The organism is Caldimonas brevitalea (assembly GCF_001017435.1).
GTDB lineage: Bacteria > Pseudomonadota > Gammaproteobacteria > Burkholderiales > Burkholderiaceae_C > Caldimonas > Caldimonas brevitalea.
In genome coordinates this window covers 3,519,353-3,540,521 of record NZ_CP011371.1, presented here as the reverse complement: position 1 = coordinate 3,540,521, position 21,169 = coordinate 3,519,353, and the positions used below count along the sequence as shown (strand labels likewise).

15 protein-coding genes and 1 tRNA gene are annotated in these 21,169 nt (G+C 66.3%); 4 read left to right on the top strand and 12 right to left on the bottom strand.

Features of this window, described 5'->3' with window-relative positions; translation table 11 throughout:
• The first annotated feature begins 175 nt into the window (after positions 1-175).
• Positions 176-562 (top strand): hypothetical protein, encoded by a 387-nt coding sequence (locus AAW51_RS15100; RefSeq protein WP_047195265.1) that lies wholly within the window; start codon positions 176-178, stop codon positions 560-562.
• Positions 563-765: 203 nt separating this feature from the next.
• Here AAW51_RS15100 and AAW51_RS15095 read toward each other — a convergent pair.
• From AAW51_RS15095 to AAW51_RS15085, 3 genes are all read right to left on the bottom strand, one after another.
• Positions 766-856: transfer RNA gene (locus AAW51_RS15095), tRNA-Ser, on the bottom strand.
• A 217-nt stretch (positions 857-1,073) separates the two neighbouring features.
• The gene (locus AAW51_RS15090) at positions 1,074-2,012 is read right to left on the bottom strand and encodes an SPFH domain-containing protein (RefSeq protein ID WP_047195264.1); all 939 of its coding nucleotides are present in this window, start codon (positions 2,010-2,012) and stop codon (positions 1,074-1,076) included.
• 58 nt (positions 2,013-2,070) lie between these two features.
• Positions 2,071-2,502 carry an NfeD family protein gene (locus tag AAW51_RS15085; protein ID WP_047195263.1) on the bottom strand — a complete coding sequence of 144 codons (432 nt, stop codon included), beginning with the start codon at positions 2,500-2,502 and terminating at the stop codon, positions 2,071-2,073.
• A gap of 223 nt (positions 2,503-2,725) precedes the next feature.
• Here AAW51_RS15085 and AAW51_RS15080 point away from each other — a divergent pair, with 223 nt between their 5' ends.
• Positions 2,726-4,993: an arginine/lysine/ornithine decarboxylase gene (locus tag AAW51_RS15080; protein ID WP_047195262.1), complete on the top strand. Its 2,268-nt coding sequence runs from the start codon at positions 2,726-2,728 to the stop codon at positions 4,991-4,993.
• 46 nt (positions 4,994-5,039) lie between these two features.
• On the opposite strand, the gene AAW51_RS15075 is transcribed toward AAW51_RS15080, so the two are convergent.
• The 8 genes from AAW51_RS15075 to AAW51_RS15040 form a co-directional block, all read right to left on the bottom strand.
• On the bottom strand, positions 5,040-6,977 hold the full coding sequence (locus AAW51_RS15075) for a glucokinase (protein ID WP_053013596.1): 1,938 nt from the start codon (positions 6,975-6,977) through the stop codon (positions 5,040-5,042).
• 65 nt (positions 6,978-7,042) lie between these two features.
• Entirely contained in the window at positions 7,043-8,785 is a 1,743-nt protein-coding gene (locus AAW51_RS15070) for an alpha-amylase family glycosyl hydrolase (protein ID WP_083438310.1), read from the bottom strand.
• Positions 8,786-8,848: 63 nt separating this feature from the next.
• Positions 8,849-9,739, bottom strand: coding sequence for a maltose ABC transporter permease MalG (malG, locus tag AAW51_RS15065; protein WP_047195261.1), 891 nt, complete (start codon positions 9,737-9,739; stop codon positions 8,849-8,851).
• 23 nt (positions 9,740-9,762) lie between these two features.
• A complete protein-coding gene (malF, locus tag AAW51_RS15060) occupies positions 9,763-11,331 on the bottom strand; it encodes a maltose ABC transporter permease MalF (protein WP_047197857.1) in 1,569 nt (522 codons plus the stop codon).
• 111 nt (positions 11,332-11,442) lie between these two features.
• Positions 11,443-12,645: a maltose/maltodextrin ABC transporter substrate-binding protein MalE gene (malE, locus tag AAW51_RS15055; protein WP_047195260.1), complete on the bottom strand. Its 1,203-nt coding sequence runs from the start codon at positions 12,643-12,645 to the stop codon at positions 11,443-11,445.
• Between the two features lie 75 nt (positions 12,646-12,720).
• Positions 12,721-13,827 (bottom strand): ABC transporter ATP-binding protein, encoded by a 1,107-nt coding sequence (locus AAW51_RS15050; protein WP_047195259.1) that lies wholly within the window; start codon positions 13,825-13,827, stop codon positions 12,721-12,723.
• 33 nt (positions 13,828-13,860) lie between these two features.
• Positions 13,861-15,546 carry an alpha-glucosidase gene (locus AAW51_RS15045; RefSeq protein WP_047195258.1) on the bottom strand — a complete coding sequence of 562 codons (1,686 nt, stop codon included), beginning with the start codon at positions 15,544-15,546 and terminating at the stop codon, positions 13,861-13,863.
• A gap of 303 nt (positions 15,547-15,849) precedes the next feature.
• A complete protein-coding gene (locus AAW51_RS15040; RefSeq protein ID WP_047195257.1) occupies positions 15,850-17,157 on the bottom strand; it encodes a maltoporin in 1,308 nt (435 codons plus the stop codon).
• A gap of 751 nt (positions 17,158-17,908) precedes the next feature.
• Between AAW51_RS15040 and AAW51_RS15035 the strand changes: the two genes are divergently transcribed.
• Positions 17,909-18,856 carry a glucokinase gene (locus AAW51_RS15035; RefSeq protein WP_047195256.1) on the top strand — a complete coding sequence of 316 codons (948 nt, stop codon included), beginning with the start codon at positions 17,909-17,911 and terminating at the stop codon, positions 18,854-18,856.
• A 50-nt stretch (positions 18,857-18,906) separates the two neighbouring features.
• Positions 18,907-19,851, top strand: coding sequence for an SHOCT domain-containing protein (locus AAW51_RS15030; RefSeq protein ID WP_083438309.1), 945 nt, complete (start codon positions 18,907-18,909; stop codon positions 19,849-19,851).
• A gap of 116 nt (positions 19,852-19,967) precedes the next feature.
• On the opposite strand, the gene fabI is transcribed toward AAW51_RS15030, so the two are convergent.
• Positions 19,968-20,753, bottom strand: a complete 786-nt coding sequence (gene fabI / locus AAW51_RS15025) for an enoyl-ACP reductase FabI (RefSeq protein WP_047195254.1) — start codon at positions 20,751-20,753, stop codon at positions 19,968-19,970.
• Positions 20,754-21,169: the final 416 nt, after the last annotated feature.

Here is a 21,169-nt window from a genome sequence, read left to right as displayed (position 1 = left end):
CTGATGAACCTGCCGATATCTAGGCGGCGGATATCGGGGCGAGGGTGCCCGATATCCGCCGGGAGCGGCGCGATGGCAGCGCCACCAAATACATCCGTCGCGTTGTCCCCACCCGGTTCGCAGGCGGCAAAGGTTTTGTACGCGGACGGAGGCTTACCACGGAATATCAAGCAACATGGTCAACTCGGCGCCCCGTCCACTCGTCGCCCTGCTCGCGCTCGTCATTTTCAGCAAGGTCCTTCTGATTGCCCTCTCGAATGGACCGCATTTTCCCGCCGTGCTTTGGCCGGCGCTGTTTGCCGCCCTCGGCCTCAGCGCATTATTCGGCAAGCAATGGGCTGCCACAGCTCTGACATACCTTCTCTACGCCGCCGGCGTCTTGTCGTTGCTTCTGCCATTGTTTGCTGCTCAATCAGCACTCGGTTTGGCCGCACGGATTTGCTGGGCCGGACTGGCCATCGCCACGGCAACCTACATTTCCAAGAGTCCATCAGTCAGGGGGTTCTACCAGTCCCCCAAAAGCGAACTGACCAAGCGCGACAGCACCTCGAGCAGGCAGTAGGACTGGATGTGTTCTCGACCATTACCGGATGGTGGTGCCTCGGCCTGGCGTCGCTGATAGCCCCGCGTTGCCGGCACCGAACGAGCCGCGCCAAAAAGAAACGGCCCTCGAAAGGGCCGTTGATCAAGCGTGTTGCTTAGATGATGGGTGAGTTGATGGGCAAGGCGGGAAGACCGTCGAAAACGCCATCAAAACCGGTTTTGTGGCGGAGAGAGCGGGATTCGAACCCGCGGTGGGCTATTAACCCACACACGCTTTCCAGGCGTGCGACTTAAACCACTCATCCATCTCTCCAGTATCCTGCCGGAACATGTCCGGTCGCGCTGTGGTGGGCGCGAAGCCCGCCATTGTAGCAACAGTTGGGGCGTTGGAGCGAATGCTTTGCGCGATCCGACTGATGCTGGCGCTACGAACCCGCCAGACCCCATTCATTCATCTCGGCGCCGGCCTGCCGCAAGTTGAAGGGCAGGGCGCGAACTGCCGCGCCGAGAAGAGTCGGCCCTACCGCGCCTCAGCGCATTCCCGGCGCGGCGCCGCCCGGCGGGGGCGTCTTCTTCAGCAAAGTCATCGCGCTGCCGATCAACCCCGACACCTCGCTCATGTTGCCCGGCACGATCATCGTGTTGGTCTTCTGCGCCAGCTCGCCAAACGCCTCGACCGCCTTTTCGGCCACCTTGAGGTTCACCGCCTCGATGCCACCCGGCTCCCGGATGGCCGCGGCAATACGGCCGATGGCCTCAGCCGACGCCGCCGCCACCGCGATGATGGCCGCCGCCTCCCCCTGCGCCCGGTTGATCGCCGCCTGCTTCTCGCCTTCTGACTTCGCGATGAACGCCTCGCGTTCGCCGGTCGCGATGTTGATCTGCTCCTGCTTGCGGCCCTCCGATGCGGCGATCAGCGCGCGCTTCTCGCGCTCGGCCGTGATCTGCTGCTGCATCGAGCGCAAGATCTCGGCGGGCGGCGTCAGGTCCTTGATCTCGTAGCGCAGCACCTTGACGCCCCAGGTCTGCGCGGCTTCGTCGAGCGCATTCACCACTGCCGCGTTGATCGCGTCGCGCTCCTCGAAGGTCTTGTCCAGCTCCATGCGGCCGATCACCGAGCGCAAGGTAGTCTGGGCCAGTTGCGTGATCGCGACGATGTAGTTCGACGAGCCATAGCTGGCCCGCATCGGGTCGGTCACCTGGAAGTAGAGGATGCCGTCGACCGTCAGCTGGGTGTTGTCGCGGGTGATGCAGACCTGGCTGGGCACGTCGAGTGGGATCTCTTTCAGCGAGTGCTTGTAGGCCACCCGGTCGACGAACGGCACCAGGATGTTGAGGCCGGGCGCGAAGGTGGCGTAGTAGCGGCCCAGGCGTTCGACCACCAGCGCATGCTGCTGCGGTACCACCTTGAGCGAACGAACGACGAAGATGGCGGCGATCGCCAGCAGCACCAGGGCCAGGTATTCCATGAAGTGTCCCTCCGTTGCGTGGAAGATAAATGTCGAATCGGTCGAGTGACAGCAGGGTTCAGGCGGCCGGCACGAGCACCAGGACGTTGCCGTCCACCGCCCGGATGGCATAGGAGCCGGGCAACGGCTCGCCGCTGCCGGCGTAGCGTGCGCTCCACTCGGCGCCGCGATAGCGCACCCGGGCCGTGTTGCCGTCCCAGGCTGCGACCACCACCCGTTCTCCCACGTCAAGGATCACGTCGCGGTCGGCGCCCGGGGACGACGCTGCCGCCGTGGGACCGCGCCGCCAACGCCACAAGGCCACCGCGCCGCCGCCCGCCACAGCGGCGACGAGCAGCTGCGCCGAGAACCCCAAGCCGGCATGCGCGGCGAGGGCCCCGGCCGCGAGGCCGAGCGCGAGCATCAGCAAATAGAAAGTGCCGGTGGCCAGTTCGGCCGCGACGGCAATGCCGGCCGCGATCCACCACCATGTCGAAACGTTCAGTTCCATGACCCGTTTGTCTCCTGTGTACCGCCGGCGCCGGCCGCCAGTGCGCCACGGCGAGCCGTTCGAGGCCGGCAGCGGCTCCGGCGCGTGCACCGGTGTTGGGCAGTGTACGGTGTTCGCCCTGCGGTGCGCACGAGGTTTGCTGCGCTCGGACATCACGTGGTCGACCGGAAGCTCTACACTTCGCGCTTTTGCTTTTCGACCCGGCTGTACGGAGGCTCCCCCCATGCTGCGTTTCCGCTTCCCCATCGTGATCATCGACGAAGACTTCCGCTCGGAAAACGCGTCGGGGTTGGGCATCCGCGCCCTCGCCGACGCCATCCAGAAGGAAGGCTTCGAGGTGCTAGGGGTCACCAGCTACGGCGACCTGTCGCAGTTCGCCCAGCAGCAAAGCCGCGCCAGCGCGTTCATCCTGTCGATCGACGACGAGGAGTTCGGCGCCGGCTCGAAGGAAGAGGTCGACACGGCACTGAAGAGCCTGCGCGCCTTCGTCAGCGAAATCCGCTTCAAGAACGCGGAAATCCCGATCTATCTGTACGGCGAGACGCGCACCTCGCAGCACATCCCGAACGACGTGCTCAAAGAGCTGCACGGCTTCATTCACATGTTCGAGGACACGCCGGAGTTTGTCGCGCGCCACATCATCCGTGAGGCGCGCAGCTACCTCGACTCGCTGGCGCCGCCGTTCTTCCGCGCGCTGGTGCACTATGCGCAAGACGGTTCGTATTCGTGGCACTGCCCGGGGCACTCGGGTGGCGTCGCGTTTCTGAAGAGCCCGATCGGCCAGATGTTCCACCAGTTCTTCGGTGAGAACATGCTGCGGGCCGACGTCTGCAACGCAGTGGAGGAGCTGGGCCAGCTGCTCGACCACACCGGCCCGGTGGCGGCGTCGGAGCGCAATGCGGCGCGCATCTTCAATGCCGACCATTGTTTCTTCGTCACCAACGGCACGTCGACCTCGAACAAGATGGTCTGGCACCACACCGTCGCACCGGGTGACGTGGTGGTGGTCGACCGCAACTGCCACAAGTCCAACCTGCACGCCATCATCATGGCCGGCGCGGTGCCGGTGTTCCTGACGCCGACCCGCAACCACTACGGCATCATCGGGCCCATCCCGCAAAGCGAGTTCAGCCGCGAGGCGATCGAGCGCAAGATTGCCGCCAACCCCTTGCTGAAGGGTGTCGACCCGAAGAAGGTCAAGCCGCGCATCCTGACGCTGACGCAAAGCACCTACGACGGTGTGCTCTACAACACCGAGACCATCAAGTCGATGCTGGACGGCTACATCGACACGCTGCACTTCGACGAGGCCTGGCTGCCGCACGCGGCCTTCCACGACTTCTATGCCGGCATGCACGCGATGGGCAAGGACCGCGCACGCACGCAGGAGTCGCTGGTGTTCTCGACCCAGTCGACGCACAAGATGCTGGCCGGGCTGAGCCAGGCCTCGCAAATCCTGGTGCAGGACTCGCACAACCGCAAGCTCGACCGGCATTTGTTCAACGAGGCCTACCTGATGCACACCTCCACCTCGCCGCAGTACGCGATCATCGCGTCGTGCGACGTGGCGGCGGCGATGATGGAGCCCCCCGGCGGTACGGCGCTGGTGGAGGAGAGCATCCGTGAAGCACTCGACTTCCGTCGTGCGATGCGCAAGGTCGAAAAAGAGTTCGGGCGCGACTGGTGGTTCAAGGTCTGGGGCCCCGAGAAACTGGCCGCCTCCGGCATCGGCGAGCGCGAGGACTGGATCATCAAGGGCGATGCCAAGTGGCACGGCTTCGGCCCGCTGGCCGATGGCTTCAACATGCTCGACCCGATCAAGTCGACCGTGGTGACGCCGGGGCTGGACCTGAACGGCAAGTTCTCCAAAACGGGCATCCCGGCCAGCATCGTCACGAAATACCTGGCCGAGCATGGTGTCATCGTCGAGAAGACCGGGCTTTATTCGTTCTTCATCATGTTCACCATCGGCATCACGAAGGGCCGCTGGAACACCTTGCTGACCGCGCTGCAGCAGTTCAAGGACGACTACGACAAGAACCAGCCGATGTGGCGCATCCTGCCGGAGTTCTGCGCGCAGCAGCCGCGCTACGAGCGCGTCGGCCTGCGCGACCTGTGCCAGAGCATCCACGAGATGTACGCCAAGAGCGACATCGCGCGGCTGGTCACCGACATGTATTTGTCTGACCTGCACCCGGCGATGAAGCCGAGCGACGCCTATGCGCGCATCGCCCACCGCGAGACCGAGCGGGTCGAGATCGATCTGCTCGAAGGCCGGGTGACGACCTCGCTGCTGACGCCGTACCCGCCGGGCATCCCGCTGCTGATCCCGGGGGAACGCTTCAACAAGAAGATCGTCGACTACCTGCGCTTCGCACGCGAGTTCAACCGCAAGTTCCCGGGCTTCGACACCGACGTGCACGGGCTGGTGGAAGAGATCGACGACACCGGCGAAGGTGTGTACTACGTCGACTGCGTGAAGCAGGACTGAGGCGGCGTCGCGGCCGCCAGGTACGGCGGCCGCGGGGCGCCGCGCGCTACACGACGTGCGAGATCAGCACGCCCGGCGCGCCGGCGCTCCCGCCTTCGCCCGGGCTTCCCAGGCGCGGCACGTTGCCGCCGGTCTCGCGGCGCATCGCCACCCCGACCGACACCATGTCGACCACCAGCAGGTGGAGGATGCGCGAGATCATCGAGATGAAGGTCGAGCCTTCCTCGCCATGGTCGACCGGCACGCACACGGTGGCCTTGCGCGCCAGCGGCGACTTGCTGGAGGTGATGCAGATGACGGCGGCGCCGCGCTCGTGCGCCATGCCGGCCGCGCGCACCAGCTCGGGCGGCTGACCGGAGCTGGAGATGAACACTGCAACGTCCTGCGGGCCCAGCAACTCGGCGGCCAGCGTCTGCATCGACGCATCCGTGTGGGCCACCGACGGGATGCGGAAGCGGAACAGCTTGTGCTGGGCGTCGACCGCCACCACCGCCGAATTGCCCATCGCATAGAACTCGACCCGCTTGGCGTCACGCAGGATCGTGATGGCCCGGTCGACCGCGTCGACATTGAGCGACTCGCGGAACTGCACGATGGCCGAGATGGTGTTGTCGAGCACCTTGGCGCACAAATCGGGCGTCGCGTCCTGGCGGCGCACCTGCGTCCGCTGCACGGGGATGTTGCCGGTCAGCCCGGACGCGAGCTTGAGCTTGAAATCAGCCAATCCCTGAAAGCCCAGCGACCGGCAAAAACGGATCACCGTCGGCTGGCTCACCTCGGCCATTTGCGCGATCACCGCGATGGCGTCGTTGAGCACCGTGCGCGGGTTCTCCAGCACCACGTCGGCGACGCGCTTCTCGGCCGGCGACAGGCTGTTGCGCGCGACGCGCACCCGCTCCATCAGCGGATTGCCGCCCTCGTGCGCCGGCACATGCTCGGCCAGCAGCGACGAGACGCCGTGGAAGACCGAGTTCTCGGCCGTCAGCACGTAGGTCGGGATGCGCGACACGTAGCCTGAAAAACGGCCCTTGGCCTCGAAACGCTGGCGGAACCCCGACGCCAGAAAGGCACTCCCCAGCCGCGGCACGATGCCGCCGCCGATGTAGATGCCGCCGGTGGCGCCCAGCGTCAGCGCCAGGTTGGAGGCGACGGTGCCCAGCATGTTGCAGAAGCAGTCGACGGCCTGAGCGCACCACGGGCACAGCTTCTGGATCGCCCGCTGCACGATGTCGGCCGTGCTCAGGTCGCGCGCGACGTCGGGCTCGGCCTCGGTCAGCGCCTGGTAGATGATTTCGAGGCCCGGGCCCGAGACCAGACGCTCGGCCGACACGTGGGACATCTTCTTCCACGCGTAGGTCAGCACCTTCAGCTCGCGCTCGTCGGCCGGCGAAAAGCTCACATGGCCACCCTCGGTGGCCAGTGTCGTCCAGCGGTCGCCGGTCGGCACCAGCCCGGACACGCCCAGGCCGGTGCCGGGGCCGAGCAGGCCGATCACGCCGTTGGTCTGCGGCTCGCCGTTGCCGACCTGCTCGCGCCCCTCCGCGCCGACCTTGGGCAGCGACATGGCCAGTGCAGTGAAATTGTTGACCACCAGCAGCGTGGCCAGGCCCAGTGCGCGCTGGGCCTCCTCGATTGAAAACGCCCAGTCGCGGTTGGTCATGCGCACCCAATCGCCTTCGATCGGGTTGGCGATCGCCACCGCCGCATGGCGTGGCTTGAGGCCCGGCAGCGACTCGAGATAGGCCTGCATCACCGCGATGAAGCCGGGATAGTCGGCGCAGGGCAGCACCGTCACGTAGTCGAAACGGCCGCTGACCTGCTCGAGGCAGAAACGGGCGTAGGTGGCACCGATGTCGGCCAGCAGCCGCGGCTCGGGGTAGGGAATCGGGTGGGTCGCCACGTCACGCTCCAGGACGACGCTGGGCAGGACGCCGGGCGCCGGCGCTGGCACCGACAGGGAAGTGGACAAGTGCAGTGCGGGCATGAAATTCGCTCTTTGCCCACACTGTAACCATGTTTTCGGTCGCTGCCATCGCGGTCCTGCCCGTTTCAGCGTGAGCGGGCGGCTGGGGCGGCCCACCGTTCGAGCAGGACCAAACGTGCCTCGGGCAGGCTCACCTTGCCGCCGCGCACCGTCACTGTGCGGCCGCTGTAGGCGTCCTGCAGGGTCTCGCCTTCGGCAAAACTGCCGCTGACGTCGAGTACCAGCGGGGCCGTCACGCCCATCACCACCACCACCCGGTCGCCGGTGGCGGCATCGTGGCGGGTGAAGGCGTAGGGGCGGTCTTGCAATTGGCGGTGTTCGCCACGCGCGAGCGCCACATGGCGGGCGCGGAAGCGCGTCAGCTTGCGCCAGTGGTCGAGCAGGCCTGTGTCGATGGCGGCCCAGTTCATGTCGGACCGCGTCGCCTGCTGCGGGTCGCCTTTCGGGGCGGGGCCGGCGGGGCGGCCGGTCTCGTCGCCGTAGTAGATCTGCACGCCGCCGGGCGCGAGCATCAGCGCGGTGCCGGCGGCGAACAGCCGGCTGCGGTCGAACAAGGTGGTGTCGTGGGACGACACATAGGCCAGGTTGTTGAAGCCGGGGCGGCCGGCGTAGACCTGGGCGTATTCGGCAAACAAGGCCTCGGGCTGGTCGAACTGGCCGCCACGCTGCTGGAAGTCGAAATCGAGCATCGCGTCGAAGCCCGCCCCGTGCAGTTCGCTCCGGCGGGCGCCATGGCCCCAGTATTCGCCCACCATCCAGAACGGCGCATCGTCGATCTTGCGGCTCGGGTTCTCGCGCTTCCACTCGGCCAGCGCCTTCACGCCGGCGGCCTTCAGCTCGCGCCACGCGTCGGGCTCGACGTGCTTCACCGTGTCGGCGCGGAAGCCGTCGATGCCGTACTCGCGCACCCACTGCGTCAACCAGTGCACCAGGTAGCCGCGAACCGAGGTGCCGGGCAGGTCTGTCGCCCGGGTGTCGGCCTTGTCGCGCAGGAACTTGGGCAGTTTGACCGGCGCCGGGTGATCGGTGCGGAAATCGGGCAGGTAGGCGACCTGCATCGTCAGGTCGTCGCGCCCGCCTGGAAGGTAGCCGGGCAGGTCGGCGCGCACCCAGTCGCGTCCCCACCAGTCGCCGAAGGCGAAGTTGTTGTAGTCGATGTAGCTGTGCTGGTCGCGCAGCGTCGCCTGCTCCGCGCCAGGCCATAGCACCTTGAGGCCGAGGTCGCGCGCGGTCTGCAGGTCGAGGTAGCCGGGGTGGTTCATCACCACGTCGAACAGCACACGAATGCCCTGGGCATGCGCCTCGTCGACCATCTCGCGCAGTTCCTCCGGGGTGCCCATGTTGCGGTCGAGCACCGTGTAGTCGAGCGCGTAGTAGCCGTGGTAGGCGTAGTGCTTGAACTCTTTCTGCCCACCGACGGTCCAGCCGTGGATCTGTTCATACGGTGCGGTGATCCACAAGGCGTTCACGCCCAGCGCCCGGAAATATCCTTCGCGCAGCTTCTGCGTCAGCCCCTTCAGGTCGCCGCCATGGAAGGTGCCGATGTCCTGCTCGCCGTCGCGCTGGCGTCCGTAAGCATGGTCGTTCGCCGGGTTGCCGTTGAGAAAACGGTCGGTCACGACGAAGTAGACGATGGGGTTGTCGGCAAAACTGCCGGGGACCGCCACCGGCACAGCAGGTGCGGGCGCAGCAGCAGTAGCAGTTGCAGTTGCAGCGGCGGGAGCCGGCGGGGTGGCGGTGCAGCCGGCCAGCGCGGCGGCGAGCAGCAGCGACAGGGCCAGGCGGCGCGAGAGCGGACGGTAGCGCATGGAAGTCCCGATGACGACAAGGGAAGGGCGCCGCTGTGGCGCCTCTGGTGGCAGCCCGGACGGTCAGCCTTTGATGCCGCCGGCCGTGAGGCCGGAGACCATCCATTTCTGGGCCAGGATGAACACCGCGGTGATCGGCAGACCCGACAGGATCGCGGCAGCCGCGAAGTCGCCCCACAGGTAGCGCTGCTCGTAGAGGAACAGCCGCGAGCCGACCGCCAAGGTCAAGCGCCGTTCCTCGCTCAACAGCACCGAGGCCACCGGGTATTCGATGATGGCGCCGATGAAGGCGAGCAGGAACACGACCATCAGGATGGGCACCGCCATCGGCAGCAGCACCAGCCGGAACGCCTGCCACGGCGACGCGCCGTCGACCTTGGCCGCCTCTTCGATCTCGGCCGGGATGGTGTCGAAGTACCCTTTGATGGTCCAGACATGCAGCCCGATGCCGCCCGCATATGCGAGCAGCAACGACGCATGGCTGTCGATGCCAAACAGCGGGAACACGTTGCCGATGCGGTCGAAGATCGCATAGATGGCCACCAGCGCCAGCACGGCGGGGAACATCTGGATCAACATCAGCGCCGACAGCGCTTGCGACTTGCCGCGGAACTTCATGCGGGCGAAGGCATAGGCGGCGGTGGTCGACAGCAGCACCATCAGCAGCGCCGACAGCGTGGCGACCTTGACCGAGTTCCACAGCCACAGCAGCACCGGGAAGGGCGGGTTGACGGTGCGGCCGTCGGCGTCCACGTACGAGAAGCCGAGCGCGAGCTTCCAGTGTTCCAGGCTGATCTGGTCGGGAATCAGGCTGCCGGCGGCGAAGTTGCCGGGGCGCAGCGAGATCGACAAGATCATCAGGAACGGGAAGATCACGACGCACACCAGTGCGATCAAAAACGCATGCGCGGCGACCACACGCCAGCGGTGCGACTTGTCGAGAACGATGGCCATCTGGGTGTCTCCTTCGGGCGCCCTCAGCGCGCCTCTTCCTTCGTGATGCGGGTGGCCCGCAGGTTGATCCACGACAACAGCGCGACCATCGCGAACACCACCGTCGAGATGGCCGCTGCAAGGCCGAAGTCCTGCCCCGAGTCCTCGAAGGCGATGCGGTAGGTGTAGGACACGAGGATGTCGGTGGTGCCCGCTGGCACCTTGGTGTCGAGGAAGTCGGGCCGGCCGTTGGTCAGCAGGCTGATCAGCACGAAGTTGTTGAAGTTGAACGCGAAGGCGGCGATCAACAGCGGCGTCAGCGGCTTGAGCACCAGCGGCGCGGTGATGCGGAAGAAGTTGGTCAGCGGTCCGGCGCCGGCCACGGCCGAGGCTTCGTACAGGTCGGCCGGGATGGCTTTGATCAAGCCCATCGTGACCACCATCATGTAGGGATAGCCGAGCCAGGTGTTGACGATCAGGATCATCACCTTGGCCAGGAACGGGTCGGAGAACCAGGCCGGCTTGAGGCCGAACAAGGCATCGAGGATCAGGTTGATCTCGCCGAAGTTGTTGTTGAACAAGCCCTTGAACACCAGGATCGAAATGAAGCCGGGCACCGCGTAGGGCAAAAACAGCAGGGTCTGGTAGACACCTTTGAAGCGCAGCGCCTCCCAGCTCATCAGCACCGCCAGCAGCACGCCCAGCGAGGCGGCGAACAGCACGGTCAGGCCGGCGAACACCACGGTCCAGCCGAAGATGCGCAAGAACGGTTCGCGAAAGGCTTCGTCGGTGAAGATGCGCTCGAAGTGCTGAAAGCCGACGTTGACCTGGAAGCCCGGGGGCACGGGCTGGCCGTCGGGGCGCTTGTAGAAGCCGGCCTCGAAGTCGGGCTTGAGCACCTCGCCGTTCTGCTGGTTCACCAGCGAGCCGTCGGCTTCCTTCTGGTAGAGCTTCTTGACCGGCCCGAACTGCCGCAAGCCGGTCATCGCCACTTCGGTGCCATCGGGCAGCGCGACGGTGAGGGCCTTCAGCGCCGGCTGCAGCGCGATCAGTTCCTTGATCTGCACCGGCTGGCCAGCGGCAGCGGCGGCGGCCGAGGCGGCAGGCTCGGCTTGCACACGGGGATGTTCGGCCTTGGCCGCGGCGGCAGCGTCGACTGCGGCTTTCGAGAGGTCGAGCGGGCCGGTGAGGTAGAGCTTGTCGTTGTCGCTGTCCTCCAGCCGCGCGCGATAGCGGGCGCCTTGCTGCAGCAGCGTGAAACCGTAGGTCTGGCCTTCGGCCTGGTAGGTTTCGTCGAGGAAATAGGCGGTCGCGCGCTCGAACTTCAGCAGGTTGTTGGTGCTGTAGTTGGTGAAGCCGATGGCCACCGTGTAGAGAATCGGGAAGACGACGAAGATCACCACGGCGGCGATGCCGGGGAACAGATAGCGGTAGGCGTACAGCCGCTGCGAGCTGTAGACCCAGGCGGCCAGCGCCACCACCAGCAAGATGGTGCCGGCGAGCAGGAGTTCGCCCGCGGCATACACGACCGTGACGAAGTAGAGACAGACGAGGGCCAGCGCCAGACCGACGGCAGGCCCCACCCAACGCTGAAAGCCGTAAGAGGGGTTCATGTTGCAGAGGTTCACGAAGCCGGCGACTGCGCCCGCGCCTCATCGGGGGCGCAGCCCGGCCTTGCGCGCCGGGCTGCGTTGTTGCTCACGCCTGGAACGGCGTGTGGTCGGTCACTTGGCGCTGATGCGCTTGGCCGCCGCGTCGAGCGCTTCCTTCGGGCTCTGGCGGCCCTCGGAGATGTTTTGCAGCGCCGAGTTCATCGACGACCAAAAGCGGCCCATCTCGGTGTTGTTGGGCATCGGCGCGCCGTCTTGCGCGCTGGCCATCGTCGCCTGGATGTGGGGGTTGGACTTCAGCTCGCTGTAGAACGCCTTGCTGGCCGGCGTGCCGAGCGGCACGTCGGCGTCGATGGTCTTCAAGCCCTTGGGCGTCAGCATGTGGTTCTCGATGAATTCCACCGCGATGTCGCGGTTGGGCGAGGCCTTGGAGACCATGGCGCCCAGCACGCCGACGAAGGGTGTGGCCTTCTTGCCGGCCACGGTCGGGATCTTGGTCACACCGAAGTTGATCTTCGACTTCTTCAGGTTGTCCCACGCCCAAGGGCCGCTGATCATCATGGCGACCTTGCCCTGGTTGACGCCGGCTTCCATGTCGGAATAGCTCGCGCCCTTCGGCATCACGCCGTCCTTGACCAGCTTGGCCAGCAGCTCGGCGCCCTTGATCGCGCCTGCGTTGTTGACGCCGGTGTCGGCCGCGTCATAGCTGCCGTCGGGCTTGGCCTTGAACGGATAGGCGCCGTTGGCGCCCAGCAGCGGCCACGAGAAATAGGCGTTGTTGTAGTCCCACAGGATCGCCTTCTTGCCTTGCGCAGACAGCTTCTTGTCGAGCGCGATGACCTCGTCGAACGACTTGGGCGGGGTCGGCACCAGGTCCTTGTTGTAGATCAGCGAGACGGCTTCGATCGCGATCGGGTAACCCCAGGTGCGCCCGCCCACCGTGAAGGCTTTCCAGCCCAGCGGGTCGATGTCGGCCTGCACCTTCTTGCCCGGGTTGACCGGCTGCAGCAGGCCACCGGCGATCCACTCGCCGACGCGGTCGTGCGGCCAGATCCAGATGTCGGGGCCCTTGCCGGCGGCGGCGGCTTGCTGGAATTTGTTGGGGGCGTCTTCAGGGTGCTCGACGATCACTTGGACGCCGGTCTGCTTGGTGAACTCCTCGCCGACCTTGGCCAAGCCGTTGTAGCCCTTGTCGCCGTTGATCCAGATCAGCAGCTTGCCGGCTTCGGCGGCGAGGGCTGTGTTGGCGAAGCCGGCCGACAGCGCCATCGCGGCGGCCGCGGCGACCAGCCGGATTCGTTGACGTTGGGTGCTCATAGCGTTGCTCCTTTGGATATTGCCTTTTTGGCGCTGATGAAATTCGGATCGACTGCAGTCATCAAAGCCGCGGCCTCACGCGCCGGCCGCGACACGCGGCAGTGCCTTGCCGTCGGCATCGAACAGATAGCCGCGTTGCGGCGGCACGCCGAGGTGGGCGATGTCGCCGGTGCCGAGCGGGTTTTCAGGGTCGGCACGTACCACCACCGGGCCTTGTGCGCCGGCGACGTTCACATAGAGGTAGGTGGCGTCGCCCAGGTGCTCGGCCAGCTGCACCTCGCCGCGCAGTTCGTTGTCGATGTGCGCGGTGGCCGCCTGCACATGCTCCGGGCGCACGCCCAGCGTCACCTTGGCCTGCGGTGCCAGGCGTGTCGCGTCGGCCGCGACCGTCACCTCAGTGCCGTCGGCCAGGCGCACCCGGGCGTTGGCTGGCGTGGCCGACACCAGCGTGGCGGGGATGAAGTTCATCTTGGGCGAGCCGATGAAACCGGCGACGAACAGGTTGGCGGGCTGGTGGTACAGCTCCATCGGCGTGCCGACCTGCTCGATCCGACCGGCGTTGAACACGACGATGCGGTGCGCCAGCGTCATCGCCTCGACCTGGTCGTGGGTGACGTAGACCATCGTCGTCTTCAGCTCGCGGTGCAGCCGGGCCAGCTCGACGCGCATCTGCACGCGCAAGGCCGCATCGAGGTTGGACAGCGGCTCGTCGAACAGGAACACGCCGGGCTTGCGCACGATGGCGCGGCCGATCGCCACCCGCTGCCGCTGGCCGCCCGACAAGGCCTTGGGCTTGCGGTCGAGCAGGTGCTCGATCTGCAGGATCTGCGCGGCGCGTTGCACCGCGGCCTGCTGCTCTTCCTTCTTGTAGCCCGCCAGGCGCAGGCCGAAGGCCATGTTCTCGGCCACCGTCATGTGCGGGTAAAGGGCGTAGCTCTGGAACACCATCGCGATGCCGCGCTGGGCCGGTGGCACGTCGTTGACCCGCTGGCTGCCGATGTACAGCTCGCCCGAGGTGATCTCTTCGAGCCCGGCGATGCAGCGCAGCATGGTCGACTTGCCACAGCCCGACGGGCCGACGAAGACGATGAACTCGCCGTCACGGATCTCGAGGTCGATGCCGTGCAGGGTCTGCACGTCGCCATAGGACTTGCGCAGGTCTTTCAGTTGCAGGTTTGCCATCGGTCTTGCAGGTGATGCGTTCGATCGTTCGTGTCAGGAGCGGCGGGCCGTGGCGACCACTTCGCCGAAGTAGGCGCCGTAGGGCGGCAGCGTGAACGTCGCGCCGTTGCGCGCGCCGAACTGCGCCGGCTCGAAGCCATGGCCTTCCATCACGCGGGTGGCGGGCGCGTCGTCCAGGGTCAGTGTCACGGGGGCCGTGCCGAGGTTGAACAGGGCAAGCACGGGCGCGCCGGCCGATGCCGCCGGGGTGCGCAGCAGCGCCAGCACCGGCTCGGGCGCGTCGAAGAAGCGGATGTCGCCGCACACCAGGGCGACCTGCGCCTTGCGCCACGCCAGGAAGCGCCGGGTGAAATGCAGCGGCGAGCGGGGGTCGGCTTCGCTGATGTCGACCGCGCGCTCGGCGTGTTCGTGCGGCACGGGCAGCCAGGGCTCGACGGCGATCGGGCCGCTGAAGCCGGCATGGGGCAGGTCATGCGTCCACGGCATCGGGGTGCGGCAGCCGTCGCGGCCCTTGAACTCCGGCCAGAAGGTGATGCCGTAGGGGTCTTGCAGCTTCTCGAACGGGATCTCGGCCTCGGGCAGGCCCAGTTCGTCGCCCTGGTACCAGCAGGCGCTGCCGCGCAGCGATAGCAGCATGGCCAGCGCCACCTTGTTGTAGTCGGCGCTGGCGCCGGGGCCGCCCCAGCGCGTCAGCACGCGCGGCACGTCGTGGTTGCCGATCGACCAGCAGGGCCAGCCGCCGTCCATCGCCGCTTCCAACTCTTCCACCTGGCTGCGGATGTAGCTGGCGGTGTTTTCGCTGGTCAGCAGGTTGAAGCTGTAGGCCATGTGCAGCTTGTTGCCGCTGGCGGTGTAGGCCGCCATCGTCGCGAGCGAGTTGTCGTCGCCGACTTCGCCCACGCTGGCCGCACCGAATTCGTTCAGCAGCTCGCGGATCTTTTCGAGGAAGGCGATGTTCTCGAACTGCGTCTTGTCGTAGTGGTGGGCCTGCATGCCGTACGGGTTGGTGTCCTGCACGGTCTTGGTGTCGCGTTTGCTGGCCGGCGGGTTGTCGCGCAGCTTGCGGTCATGGAAATGGAAGTTGCAGGCGTCGAAGCGGAAACCGTCGACGCCGCGCTCCAGCCAGAAGCGGATGTCGGCCAGCACCTGCTGCTGCACTTCTTCGCTGTGGAAGTTCAGGTCGGGCTGGCTGGCCAGGAAGTTGTGCAGGTAGTACTGGCGGCGCTGCGCATCCCACTGCCAGGCCGAGCCGCCGAACACGCTGAGCCAGTTGGTCGGCGGCGTGCCGTCGGGACGGGCGTCGGCCCAGACGTACCAGTCGGCCTTGGGATTGGTGCGGCTCTTGCGGCTTTCCTTGAACCAGACGTGTTGGTCGGAGGTGTGCGACAAGACCTGGTCGATCATGACCTTCAGGCCCAGCTCGTGGGCGCGGGCGATCAGGCGGTCGAAATCGGCCAGCTGTCCGAACAGGGGGTCGACGTCGCGGTAGTCGGCGATGTCGTAGCCGAAGTCCTTCATCGGCGAGCGGAAGAAGGGCGAGATCCAGATGGCGTCGACGCCGAGGCTGGCCACATAGGGCAGCTTCTCGATGATGCCCGGCAGGTCGCCGACACCGTCACCATTGCTGTCGGCAAAGCTGCGCGGGTAGATCTGGTAGATGACGCCGCCGCGCCACCAGGCGGTTTCGATGGGCTGCTGCTTGTGTGCTTTCGGGTCCATAGGAGACGAGACGCGTTGTGGGTTCGAGGAGGGGAAGGGCGGGGAAGCTCACGGGCATGTGCAGGCTCGCTGCACATGACGGTGAGGGCGGCGGAGCCGCCCTGGTGCGCCCTAGTGGCCTGTCACCCTGGAATCGGAAGTCGCTGTCCACGCGATACGAGGCGCGGTGCGGCGTTGCAAATGCTCGCGATGCCAACGGGCATCGCTGTGCTTTGCGCCTTGCACCGCACCCCGTCTCGCGCGTCCCTCGCCTCCCATTCCAGGGTGACAGTCCACTACATCATCGCGATGAGCAAAGGCTGCTTACCACCAGGCCTCTACCTGGAGGCCGTAGGTCACGCCGCTGCCGCCCTTGTCGCCATAGACGCCCTCGAAAGGCAGCTTGCCGTCCGAATCGGCTCGGACGTGGGCGGCAACCAGTTCATCGTTCCACTTCGCATAGGTGACGAAGGCGCGGAACACCGGCCGCGACCAGAAGCCCCGGGCGAGGGCCAGTTGCGGGGCGATCGTGAACTTCGTCAGATTGGCCGTGCCGCCACCGTCGACCTTCGTGCGGTCGTGGCCGAGTTCGACCGCCAGGCTGAAGTTGTCGCTGAAGTTGTACTGCGGACGCACGCCGATGGTGAACCAGGTCAGCTTGTCGCCGCCGTCGGGCTTGAAGCGCTGGTAGCCGACCACACCCTGGCCGGACCAGTTCGAACCCTCGGGGGCGATGAAGAGTTGCTCGATGAGGCGGAACTCCTTGCCTTTGACATCCGCGGCGTCGCGTCCGGTCGGGTCGCCGCCGGCGCCCGCATCCTGGCCGTAGATGAAGGCGAATTTGTTGTAGCCGCCCAAAATGCCGGTTTGCTTGTGCTGCAGGAACAGGGCCACGCCTTCGCCCGTGCCGACGAGGGTCTGCGTCGCGTCCGGGTTGGTCTTGTACGGTTCGCCCGCGCTCTCGCCGTCGAGCACGACCAGTTCCGTCTCGAACGTGCCGTTCGGGTTGACCGGCACGTCATAAATCCTCGCAGAGATCCGGCGCGTGTTCAGGGCGTTCAGGGTGTCGTTCGCGGCGGTGTCGTCGCCTTTTTGGTGGTAGGCAAAGGCAAGCTTGGTCGATGCACCGATGGCGATATCTTCGATGCCGCCACCCAGTCCGCTGTTGGTCCAGTAGTAGTAGTCGTTGATGTGAACGTCGTGCCGGTTGTAGTAGCGCTTGCCGACCCAGACCTTGGCGTTGCGCAAAGCGCCTTCGCCGAAGAAACCGCCGCCTTCGAAGTAGTTCTGGCGGCTTGCGATGTCGTACTTGCCGCCGTTGACGCTTTCGAAGGTGTTGGCGGCGTTCTTCTCGATCGTCGCGATCATCGTGTTGTATTTGGCCCAGGCGCCGCCGTCCTTTTTGCCGAACGGCAGCGCAAGCGCCAGCTCGCCGTAGGTTTCGCACTCATTGCCCAGGCGGTACTTGGCCCCCGCGCTCGGCGCACTGAAGCACACCTGTTTGCTGCCCTCGTCGGAACTGCCGACACCGGTGCGGAAATAGCCGGTGAACTCGATGCCTTGGGCCTGCGCGGCGCCCACGGCGCTGGCTGCCGCAGCGGCGACGGCCAACAGCTTGAATGTTCCTCTCATCGGGATACTCCTCGTTTTCTGCTTGGGTGGTGAATGCCAGGGTCCGGCCTGCCTTCAGGCTCGGGCTCCAGCGGTTGGGGATGGGGTGCGGCGCGGCGACGTCGCGCCACGACAAGAAAGCAGCACCGGGCTCGGGCCGTCGCGGCGAGCAGCAGGCGTCGAAAAAAGAGGCGACGCCCCGAGGGGCGCCGCCAACTCGCTCTCTTGAGAAGAACTCCGGGAGAAAGGGGCCGATCGCCGTCCAGTGGAGGAGCACGGGGCCGTACGGCACCGCGACAACTGCCAGGGACCCGTGGCGGTGCGAGCACAGCCGCCCGACGTGCCGGGCATAGGGTCTAGGACGAAGGGCAGGGGGATCACGAGGGCCGTCTCCGTTATGCAGCAACCAGTAGCCCGACTACATCGGGCCCTGTAGTTTTCCAACGGGGCGAACTTTAGTAACGAAACTACGGCGCGTGAACGAGGGTTAACCCGGGTCTTGCCGCGTGTTGCAGTGCACGATCGACGGAGAACAACATCGGTTGGGCTGGACATCGACATTTCCCTTGACTACCATGACGCTGTAGTTTGGCTACAGGAGCGGCGGTGTCGCGCCTGTCGTCGGTGTCTGCGGGTGTCCGTCGTCGTCCGCTGCTCCGGCATGCTCGGCCCGGGCGGCGCCTTCTTGCGTCGCCGCTCGAGGTCTTCAACCCATCCTCCTTCCTTCCGTTCACGCGGGGTTCGATTGCAAGCAACAACAACATTCCCACGCATGGTGGGCGACGTCGGTGGCACCAACGCGCGTTTTGCGTGGATCACCGAGCGCGGCGCGCCGCTCCTCCACACCACCACCTATGCGTGTGCCGAGCACGCCACGCTGCAGGACGCGATGCAGCGATTCCTCGACGATCACCGGCTGGGTTCGCCGCGCTGGTGTGCGATCGGCATCGCCAATCCGGTGGTGGGTGACCGGGTGCAGATGACCAACCACCACTGGTCGTTCTCGATCTCCGAGGTTCAGCGGCGTCTGGCGATGGACCGCTTTCTGGTCATCAACGACTTCACCGCGCTGGCGCTGTCGCTGCCGGCGTTGGGCGCCGACGAAGTCCGCCAGGTCGGGGGAGGTTCTGCAGTGCCGCATGCGCCGCTCGGCCTGGTCGGCCCGGGTACCGGCCTCGGCGTGTCCGGCCTGCTGCCGGCCGTGGCGGGGCACGGGGCCATCCCCATCAACGGCGAAGGCGGCCATGCCACCCTCGCGGCCATGGACGATCTCGAGGAGGCGGTGCTGCGGGTGCTGCGCCAACGGTTCGGCCATGTGTCGGCAGAGCGAGCGGTGTCCGGGATGGGCCTGCTCAACCTCTATCAGGCGGTGTGCGACGTTGACGGTGTGGTGGCGCAACCGATGACTGCAGCCGACATTTCGGCTGCGGCAGTGGTTGGCGCGAATCGCCAGTGCGTCACCGCGTTGGCGCTGTTCTGCAGTTTCCTCGGCAACGTCGCCGGCAACATCGCGCTGACGCTGGGCGCCCTGGGTGGCGTCTACATCGGTGGTGGTATCGTTCCGCGCCTGGGCGAGTGGTTCGACCGCTCGACGTTCCGGCAGCGCTTCGAAGACAAGGGGCGGTTCCGGCCGTATCTCGAAGGCATCGCCACCTTTGTCGTGCAGGCGCGCGCGCCGGCCTTGATCGGCGCCGCACGCGCGTTGGATGAACTGCCGTAGCGCGATGCGCACCCCGTCGCCATCCCAGTAGAGCCACAACGAGGAGCAACATGGTTCAACGTCCCCATCCGGCCGCCGCCGTCTGCGCTGCGGCCGCCGCCCTGGTCTTGTTCTCCGCGCCTGCACGAGCGGGCGTGATGGACTTCTTGTTCGGCTCGTCCGACAAGGGCAACAGCCAGGCCACCCAGGAGCAAGCGGCGCCGGCCAGCAGCCGCCGCGAATGGACGCTGGGTGAATTCAGCAAGGTCAAACTCGATGCGGCAGAGCCGGGTGCCGCCAATCAGCACCCCGCCAACGTGCCGCAGGACGTGCTGACGCAATCGCTGGGCAGCATCACCATCAGCGTCAAGGGCCAAAACGAGCCGCTGTTCCACCCCGAGGAACTGAAGGATGTGGTGTGGGCGCTGTCGAGCGCCTTCAAGCACGCCAGCCCAGGTCACGACGTGCTGCTGCTGAGCACCTCGAAGCGCGGCGCGGGCATCTTCAGCACGGCCTACGGCGTGACCGCACGCCTGTTCGTGCAGGACGGGCGGCTGCAGGTCATCGTCCACGACACCCGGCTCGACTTCGTCGATGCCTACCGCGGCAGCCGCATCCTGCCCGATTTCAAGTTCGGCTCACGGGCGTCGGCAGGCACCGCCCAACTGACCTCGTCCGCCGGCGCGGCGCGCCGGCCCGACTGGCTGTCGTTCCCGCTGTCGCAGCAGGCCGGCAACCCGGTCGCGGCCCCGGCTGGGGCGGCTGCCACCCCTGCCGCGCCCCCGGCCCCCGGCGTGGCCCCGGCACCCGCGAATGCTGCGCCTGCGCCCGTGCCCGCCGCTACGCCGGCAGTGCCGGCCGCGGCCCCCGCCCCGGCGCCCGCAGCGTCACGCGACGGGCGCTTTTACGAGGAGCAGGAACAGCGCCTTCGCACGCTCAAGCGCTTGCGCGATCAGAACCTGATCAGCGAAGAGGAATATCAGCAGAAGCGCCGCGAGATCCTGCAGACGCTCTGACGCGCCTGGCGCGCCGGCACGAAAAAGACCCGCCGCGGCGGGTCTTTTTGCTGCTCGACAAGATCAGCGGTTTGAAAGCCGCGGCAGCGTCCTGCCGCTGGGCCGGTCGAACTCGCTCAGGCGCTCTCCGGCGCCGCCATCACATGGCTGAAGCCGCCGTCTACATACATGATCTCCGAGGTCACGCCCGCGGCCAGATCGGACAGCAGGAAGGCGGCGACGTTGCCCACGTCGTCGATCGTGACGTTGCGACGCAACGGTGCGTTCTGCTCGACGACGTCGAGGATCTTGCCGAAGCCCTTGATGCCGCTGGCAGCCAGCGTCTTGATCGGACCGGCCGAGATGCCGTTCACCCGCACGCCTTTCTGGCCCAGGCTGTGGGCGAGGTAGCGCACGCTTGCCTCCAGCGAGGCCTTGGCCAGGCCCATCGTGTTGTAGTTGGGCACATAGCGCTCGGCGCCGAGGTAGGTGAGGGTCAGCAGCGCGGCGTTGGGCTTGAGCATCGGGGCGGCCGCCTTCGCGAGCGCCGGGAAGCTGTACGACGAGATGTCGTGCGCGATGCGGAAGGACTCGCGCGACAAGCCCTCGAGGAAATCGCCGGCGATGGCTTCACGCGGCGCGAAGCCGATCGAGTGCACAAAGCCGTCGAAGCTAGGCCAGCGCTCGCGAAGCTGTGTGAAGAGGGCTTCGATCTGCACATCGTCGCCCACGTCGCAGTCGAAAATCAGGTCGGAATCGAACTCGCGGGCGAACTCGGTGATCCGGTCCTTGAAACGCTCACCGACGTAGCTGAATGCCAGCTCGGCGCCTTCGCGACGGCAGGCCTTGGCAATGCCGTACGCGATCGAGCGGTTCGAGAGCAGGCCGGTGATCAGGAGGCGCTTGCCTGCGAGAAATCCCATAATGTCTCCACAGTGTCTAGAGCCCGTCATTCTGGCATGGCAGACTGGCTCCCGGGTGAGGCCTGGAGGGCTCCGGGGCTGCCAGGCGTCCTGGGGGCGTGGCTTGTACGCTGCGGCTCCAGAAGGAAATAGCGGGCCCAGGACTTGCTTAGGGATGTTCGCCGGAGTACAATCCGACTTTCGCTAAGTCATAGTCAGTGGGCGGGGAAATCCAGCCCATTTTTTTTGCTTGATCGGGAATTCGGATATCCAAGTGGTTATCTGAACACTGAACTTAAGGCGAACGCGCCGACCGGGCTCTCGGAGCCGGCGCCCCGCGCAGAGCGGGTCCCGCTCCTGGCGGGGGGCGGGTCGTCAAGCGAAGCAAAGGTATGTGCTGGCGGGCGCCGGCGGCGTCAGCCGCCGGCATGAGCAAC

What these genes read in the sequence shown, in the direction of transcription:
- AAW51_RS15100 (WP_047195265.1), top strand. Translation starts at nt 176, where the DNA reads ATGGTCAACTCGGCGCCCCGTCCACTCGTCGCCCTGCTCGCGCTCGTC.
- AAW51_RS15090 (WP_047195264.1), bottom strand. Translation starts at nt 2,012, where the DNA reads ATGGAATACCTGGCCCTGGTGCTGCTGGCGATCGCCGCCATCTTCGTC.
- AAW51_RS15085 (WP_047195263.1), bottom strand. Translation starts at nt 2,502, where the DNA reads ATGGAACTGAACGTTTCGACATGGTGGTGGATCGCGGCCGGCATTGCC.
- AAW51_RS15080 (WP_047195262.1), top strand. Translation starts at nt 2,726, where the DNA reads ATGCTGCGTTTCCGCTTCCCCATCGTGATCATCGACGAAGACTTCCGC.
- AAW51_RS15075 (WP_053013596.1), bottom strand. Translation starts at nt 6,977, where the DNA reads ATGCCCGCACTGCACTTGTCCACTTCCCTGTCGGTGCCAGCGCCGGCG.
- AAW51_RS15070 (WP_083438310.1), bottom strand. Translation starts at nt 8,785, where the DNA reads ATGCGCTACCGTCCGCTCTCGCGCCGCCTGGCCCTGTCGCTGCTGCTC.
- malG (WP_047195261.1), bottom strand. Translation starts at nt 9,739, where the DNA reads ATGGCCATCGTTCTCGACAAGTCGCACCGCTGGCGTGTGGTCGCCGCG.
- malF (WP_047197857.1), bottom strand. Translation starts at nt 11,331, where the DNA reads ATGAACCCCTCTTACGGCTTTCAGCGTTGGGTGGGGCCTGCCGTCGGT.
- malE (WP_047195260.1), bottom strand. Translation starts at nt 12,645, where the DNA reads ATGAGCACCCAACGTCAACGAATCCGGCTGGTCGCCGCGGCCGCCGCG.
- AAW51_RS15050 (WP_047195259.1), bottom strand. Translation starts at nt 13,827, where the DNA reads ATGGCAAACCTGCAACTGAAAGACCTGCGCAAGTCCTATGGCGACGTG.
- AAW51_RS15045 (WP_047195258.1), bottom strand. Translation starts at nt 15,546, where the DNA reads ATGGACCCGAAAGCACACAAGCAGCAGCCCATCGAAACCGCCTGGTGG.
- AAW51_RS15040 (WP_047195257.1), bottom strand. Translation starts at nt 17,157, where the DNA reads ATGAGAGGAACATTCAAGCTGTTGGCCGTCGCCGCTGCGGCAGCCAGC.
- AAW51_RS15035 (WP_047195256.1), top strand. Translation starts at nt 17,909, where the DNA reads ATGGTGGGCGACGTCGGTGGCACCAACGCGCGTTTTGCGTGGATCACC.
- AAW51_RS15030 (WP_083438309.1), top strand. Translation starts at nt 18,907, where the DNA reads ATGGTTCAACGTCCCCATCCGGCCGCCGCCGTCTGCGCTGCGGCCGCC.
- fabI (WP_047195254.1), bottom strand. Translation starts at nt 20,753, where the DNA reads ATGGGATTTCTCGCAGGCAAGCGCCTCCTGATCACCGGCCTGCTCTCG.